The following is a 5,732-nucleotide window of genomic DNA, read 5'->3' as shown; positions in this document are numbered from 1 at the left end:
AATGAAAATTACGCTAGAACTAGGCAAAAATTTTTGTATCTAGTTGTTCTAAATAAAAAATTTTTAACGACGTTATAGTGCAATTTAATTCGTTAAATTGTTCAAAGATTTATGCACTTTGGTATTACTAGCATATAAAGGAATGAGTGTTTAGTTAATCGTTTAATAGCTTGTATACAATGAATTCGTATTTAGCTTTGGTGTTTTAAACCTAAGCTAAAAATGCAGTAAAATTTACTTTAAATAAAACGGTAAATAAATCAACTAAGTTAAGCGGCTTGCCACTTACATGATTTAACATACAAAAATCTATCCTTTAGGAGAGGAAACATGAAAACAATGACTCAAAAACAACAGGGTTTCACCCTAATTGAATTAATGATTGTAGTAGCAATCATCGGAATTTTGGCTGCTATTGCATTGCCTGCATATTCAAAGTATCAATCAACATCTAAATTAACGGCAGCTTTAGCAGAAATCTCATCTGGTAGGACTGGTTTTGAAATAGCAAAAAACAGTGGCGTTACAACACCAACACTAGAACAAATGGGGTTAACATCTCCAACCCAGAACTGTACGATTACCCCAGGAGAAGATAACATCAAATGTATAGTTGTAAATGCTCCAACACAAATTAAAGGCGCTACACTAACTTGGACAAGAACAGATGCAGGCGCTTGGTCTTGTGTTACTTCAGAACTAACGGATACAACTCTAGCTCCCAAAACGTGTCCAACAGCTGCAGGTAGCGAAGTGCCTGGCGATGATGGTTAATAATACATAGATTTAAAAAAACGCTCATTTGAGCGTTTTTTTTTAGTAACTATAACCATGCTATATTTGTTAGCTTATAATTAATATACAAATACCTTTAGGTAGTTTTATCTATGGCAAAAAAGCAGCAAGACAAGGGACTCGATACCTTTCAATGGGTAGGTGTTAGCGCCCGAGGAAAACGTCTTGAAGGAGAGCTTTCAGGCACAAGTATAGCACTTGTTAAAGCACAGCTTCGCAAGCAAGGGGTCACCCCATCAAAAGTTAAACGTAAGCCAAAACCTTTATTTGGCGTACACACGCAAAAAATAACGCCAAAAGACATCGCATTAGTAACCCGACAAATTGCCACCATGCTCATGGCAGGTGTCCCCCTTATACAGTCGATAGAAATGATTGGTTCAGGCGCAACTAATAAAAGCGTTGGCAAGCTAATGGAAGCGATTGCAGGTGACGTAAAAGCAGGCCAACCTCTGTCTACTGCACTTAGAAAATACCCACGTTATTTTGATGACTTATATTGTGATTTAGTTGAGTCGGGCGAGCAATCGGGTGCACTTGATAAAATATTTGATCGCGTTGCTATTTATAAAGAAAAATCTGAAGCGCTTAAATCAAAAATTAAAAAAGCCATGTTTTACCCTATGTCTGTATTAGCTATTGCAGGGATTGTTACTTCTATTTTGCTCATATTTGTAGTCCCGCAATTTCAGGACATTTTTGCTGGTTTTGGCGCTGAGTTGCCTGCATTTACTTTATTTGTGATTGCTATTTCTGAATTTATGCAGGAATACTGGTGGATTATACTAATAATAATGGTTGCCGCTGGGTGGGTTTTTAAAGAAGCCAAACTTAAAAGCTTAAAACTGCGTGATGCCAACGATAGGGTTATATTAAAACTACCAGTAATAGGCATGATTTTAAATAAAGCGGCCGTTGCGCGTTACGCGCGCACACTTTCTACCACGTTTGCAGCTGGTGTGCCGTTAATTGAGGCTCTTGATTCTGCGGCGGGTGCCTCAGGTAATGCGGTATATCGCTATGCTATTTTAGATATAAAAGCAGAGGTTGCCTCTGGTAACCAAATGAACTGGGCTATGCGCAATTCAAAAATATTCCCCGATATGGTAATCCAAATGGTTGCCATTGGTGAAGAGTCTGGCGCACTTGATGATATGCTGGCCAAAGTAGCCACTATTTATGAGCAAGAAGTAGATGATGCAGTTGATGGCTTATCTAGCTTATTAGAACCATTAATTATGGCTGTACTCGGTGTGCTGGTCGGTGGTTTAATTGTTGCTATGTACCTTCCTATTTTTCAACTTGGTTCTGTTATTTAATTATTTGGTTTTTTATATGCAAAGTATTATAGAAGTAATGCAAAGCCAATTGTGGTTTTACTTAACCACCATTGGTTTAGTTAGTTTATGTGTAGGTAGCTTTTTAAATGTGGTCATTTATCGGCTACCGTTAATGATGCAAAAAGAATGGCAAAGTGAATGCCGTATTTTATTAGAGGATGACCTTAAAAATAGCGCACCTTTAAATACCACGCCATTTAATTTAGTAAAACCCAACTCAACCTGCCCGCACTGTAAAACCGCCATTAAACCTTGGCAAAACATCCCAATTATTAGTTGGCTCGCATTAAAAGGAAAATGCGCAAGTTGTCAAAATACGATAGCCGCACGCTACCCACTTGTTGAAGCCATTACCGCGCTATTGAGCTTAGCTGTTGCATATACTGTGGGTGCTAATGAACAAGCATTACTCTACATTTTAATTACGTGGGCATTAGTTGCATTAACATTCATTGATATTGATCACATGCTCTTACCCGACCAGCTTACATTACCGCTTGTGTGGCTTGCCTTAATAGCATCTGTAATGGGCTATACCATATCACCCAGCGATGCCATTATTGGTGCGGCCTGCGGTTATTTAAGCTTATGGAGTGTATTTTGGTTATTTAAGTTACTTACCGGTAAGGAAGGTATGGGCTACGGCGATTTTAAATTACTTACCGTGTTTGGTGCCCTACTTGGTTGGCAATCACTGCTCACGATTATATTACTCTCAAGCGTAGTCGGTGCCATTATTGGTATTACATTATTAAGTATTCAAGGAAAAGACAAAGCCACCCCTATTCCTTTTGGCCCTTACTTGGCAATCGCAGGTTGGATCACTATGCTTTGGGGCAACCAACTGCAAACTATGTATTTAAATTTAGTTGGTTACTAAAATGAATAAGCAAACAGGTGAAAAAAATACCAAAAGCCCAAATTGGGTATTAGGTTTAACCGGTGGTATTGGCTGCGGTAAAACAGCTATCAGTAATATGTTTGAGGAGCTTGGGATAACAATTATTGATGCCGATATAGTCGCTCGCCAAGTGGTAGAACCCAACAGCACAGGTTTAAATGCAATAATTGCTCACTTTGGTGAAGAGATATTACTAAGCGATGGTACGTTAAACAGAAGTGCCTTGCGCACCCGTATTTTTACTAACCATACAGATAAAGAGTGGCTAAATAACTTACTTCACCCTCTGATCCGTAATAAAATACTCGCCGATTTAAATGCGGCCAGTAGTGCTTATGTCGTTTTAGTTGCACCATTGTTATTTGAAAATGGCCTTGATAAACAGTGCAATCGTACTCTCCTCATAGACGTACCTAAAAACATACAAGTAGAGCGAACCGTTAAACGCGACGGCGTGAGTCTTGATCAAGTAAATAGTATTATTGCCACGCAAATGTCTCGTGAAAATAAACAGCAAAAAGCGGACGACATTTTAAATAACGACCGCGATTTAGCACTCGTAAAGTTAGATCTTTTGTTACTTCATGATCATTACTTAAAATTAGTGTCAAAAAACACAACTTAAACGGTCATATATTACTGTTTCAGCTTATAAAATTAGCCTAGATTGTGAAGAGTGATGTAATCCCCTTCTTTTTTCTGATAAATTGTTAACATTGAAAGATTTAAACAGGTGCGCAATGAATATTAACTCACCGTTATTGAGAAAGTTTATTACCCTTGGTCGTATCGATGCAGATATGGTCAAAGAAAAACAACAAGAATTTACCTCAACAGCTGAGCTTATTTCTAAATGTGGCAAAATCGACAGTAAAGATTTAGCTGCACAATGCATCGATTTATTTCGCGTACCCTACTTCGATCTAAAAGATTTTGATCCTGCTAAAATTCCTGCAGAGCTGGTAAAAGAAAAGCTTATTCGCAAGCATCATATTTTACCGCTGGTAAAAAAAGATAGAAAAGTTTACATCGCAGCCTCTGATCCAACCGACTATGGCGCATTTGAAAATTTTGAATTTAGCACTGGTTTGTCGTGTGAGATTGTTGTTGTTGATTATATTCAGCTCAATAATAAAATTGAGCAATTACTCGATGCAGCGGGAAGTTTAAATTTAAGTGATGATGAATTTAAAGAATTTGCAGACTTAGACACCGAAGGTGTAAAAGACTCCGCACCAAAAGATGATGAAAAAGAAGATGCGCCGATCATTGTTTACATCAATAAAATTTTGATGGATGCAATTAAAAAAGGCGCGTCTGATCTACACTTTGAGCCCTATGAACACAAATACCGCATCCGTTTTCGTATTGATGGCATTTTGCACGAAGTAGCAAGTCCACCCAATACTCTTGCAACTAAACTTTCTGCGCGTATAAAAGTAATGGCGCGCCTCGATATTGCTGAAAAACGTAAACCGCAAGATGGCCGTATAAAACTAAAAATAACTGAACGAAAAAGTATCGACTTTCGTGTCAGTTCGATGCCAACGCTGTGGGGCGAAAAAATAGTAATGCGTATCCTTGATTCTTCAAGCGCTATGCTAGGCATTGATGTATTAGGTTACGAACCAGAACAAAAAAAATTATATATGGATGCACTTGCTCAGCCACAAGGTATGATTTTAGTAACAGGGCCAACCGGTTCTGGTAAAACGGTCTCACTTTACACTGGTTTAAACATACTAAATAAACCAGAGCGCAACATTAGCACCGCAGAAGATCCGGTTGAAATTAACCTTGAAGGTATTAACCAAGTACAAATTAATATTAAAGCGGATATGACCTTTGCTAATGCATTACGCGCCTTTTTACGTCAAGATCCAGACGTGGTAATGGTGGGTGAAATACGTGATTTAGAAACCGCCGAAATATCTATTAAAGCGGCACAAACCGGCCACTTAGTATTATCAACCCTACATACTAATTCTGCACCGGAAACAATCACCCGTTTATTAAATATGGGTGTGCCAGCTTATAACGTAGCAAGCTCGATCAGCTTAGTTATAGCCCAACGCCTAGCACGTCGTTTATGCCCTAAGTGTAAAACGCCTGAAATACTACCAAGCGAAGAACTCACTCGCCAAGGCTTTAGCGCACAACAAATAAGTGAAATGACACTTTATGCACCGAAAGGGTGTGATAGCTGCACTGATGGCTATAAAGGTCGTGTGGGTATTTACGAAGTTATGCAAATCACTCCTGAAATTGCCCAAATTATTATGCGCGGCGGCAACTCATTAGAAATAGCAGATGTATCACTTAAAGCTGGGTTTAATAATTTGCGTATATCTGGTATTCGTAAAGCCGCTGATGGTATGACCTCGCTTGCTGAAATTAACCGTGTGACTAATTTTTAAAGACTCACCGTAATAATTATAAAGCTCTGAAGATATAATTTAGAATACTTAGAGACTCACATCTAAGTAACCTGAACTCTGGTTAAGAGATTTACGAACGTATTGAATCATGGTGATATTTAAATTTATTATTCTCTAGCCAGAGATTTTCAATGAAAACAAAGCGAATTTACGCGTCAATAGCGGGCCTATTGTAAGTAAATTCAACGCAGTTAGCGCTGAAAATAGCTGCTCGAGATAGATTAATTATACAGATGACATGTTACGTTAATTTAAAGC

The 5,732-nt window shown here is 38.3% G+C and carries 5 protein-coding genes; all 5 read left to right on the top strand.

Annotated features, from left to right (window positions below):
• The first annotated feature begins 330 nt into the window (after nt 1-330).
• The 5 genes from CWB66_RS07795 to pilB all read left to right on the top strand — a co-directional run bounded on the left by CWB66_RS07795 (nt 331) and on the right by pilB (nt 5,453).
• The gene (locus tag CWB66_RS07795; RefSeq protein WP_138584921.1) at nt 331-774 is read left to right on the top strand and encodes a pilin; all 444 of its coding nucleotides are present in this window, start codon (nt 331-333) and stop codon (nt 772-774) included.
• A 113-nt stretch (nt 775-887) separates the two neighbouring features.
• The gene (locus CWB66_RS07790) at nt 888-2,114 is read left to right on the top strand and encodes a type II secretion system F family protein (protein WP_138584920.1); all 1,227 of its coding nucleotides are present in this window, start codon (nt 888-890) and stop codon (nt 2,112-2,114) included.
• Between the two features lie 16 nt (nt 2,115-2,130).
• Nucleotides 2,131-3,015 carry a prepilin peptidase gene (locus CWB66_RS07785; protein WP_138584919.1) on the top strand — a complete coding sequence of 295 codons (885 nt, stop codon included), beginning with the start codon at nt 2,131-2,133 and terminating at the stop codon, nt 3,013-3,015.
• A 1-nt stretch (nt 3,016) separates the two neighbouring features.
• Nucleotides 3,017-3,661 carry a dephospho-CoA kinase gene (gene coaE, locus CWB66_RS07780; protein WP_138584918.1) on the top strand — a complete coding sequence of 215 codons (645 nt, stop codon included), beginning with the start codon at nt 3,017-3,019 and terminating at the stop codon, nt 3,659-3,661.
• A gap of 115 nt (nt 3,662-3,776) precedes the next feature.
• Nucleotides 3,777-5,453, top strand: a complete 1,677-nt coding sequence (gene pilB / locus CWB66_RS07775) for a type IV-A pilus assembly ATPase PilB (protein WP_138584917.1) — start codon at nt 3,777-3,779, stop codon at nt 5,451-5,453.
• Nucleotides 5,454-5,732 lie beyond the last annotated feature (279 nt).

The organism is Pseudoalteromonas sp. S558 (genome assembly GCF_005886635.1).
Classification (GTDB): Bacteria; Pseudomonadota; Gammaproteobacteria; order Enterobacterales; family Alteromonadaceae; genus Pseudoalteromonas; species Pseudoalteromonas aliena.
The sequence above is the reverse complement of the archived record's forward strand: the minus strand, read 5'-3'. Positions and strand labels throughout refer to the sequence as shown.

What these genes read in the sequence shown, in the direction of transcription:
- CWB66_RS07795 (WP_138584921.1), top strand. Translation starts at nt 331, where the DNA reads ATGAAAACAATGACTCAAAAACAACAGGGTTTCACCCTAATTGAATTA.
- CWB66_RS07790 (WP_138584920.1), top strand. Translation starts at nt 888, where the DNA reads ATGGCAAAAAAGCAGCAAGACAAGGGACTCGATACCTTTCAATGGGTA.
- CWB66_RS07785 (WP_138584919.1), top strand. Translation starts at nt 2,131, where the DNA reads ATGCAAAGTATTATAGAAGTAATGCAAAGCCAATTGTGGTTTTACTTA.
- coaE (WP_138584918.1), top strand. Translation starts at nt 3,017, where the DNA reads ATGAATAAGCAAACAGGTGAAAAAAATACCAAAAGCCCAAATTGGGTA.
- pilB (WP_138584917.1), top strand. Translation starts at nt 3,777, where the DNA reads ATGAATATTAACTCACCGTTATTGAGAAAGTTTATTACCCTTGGTCGT.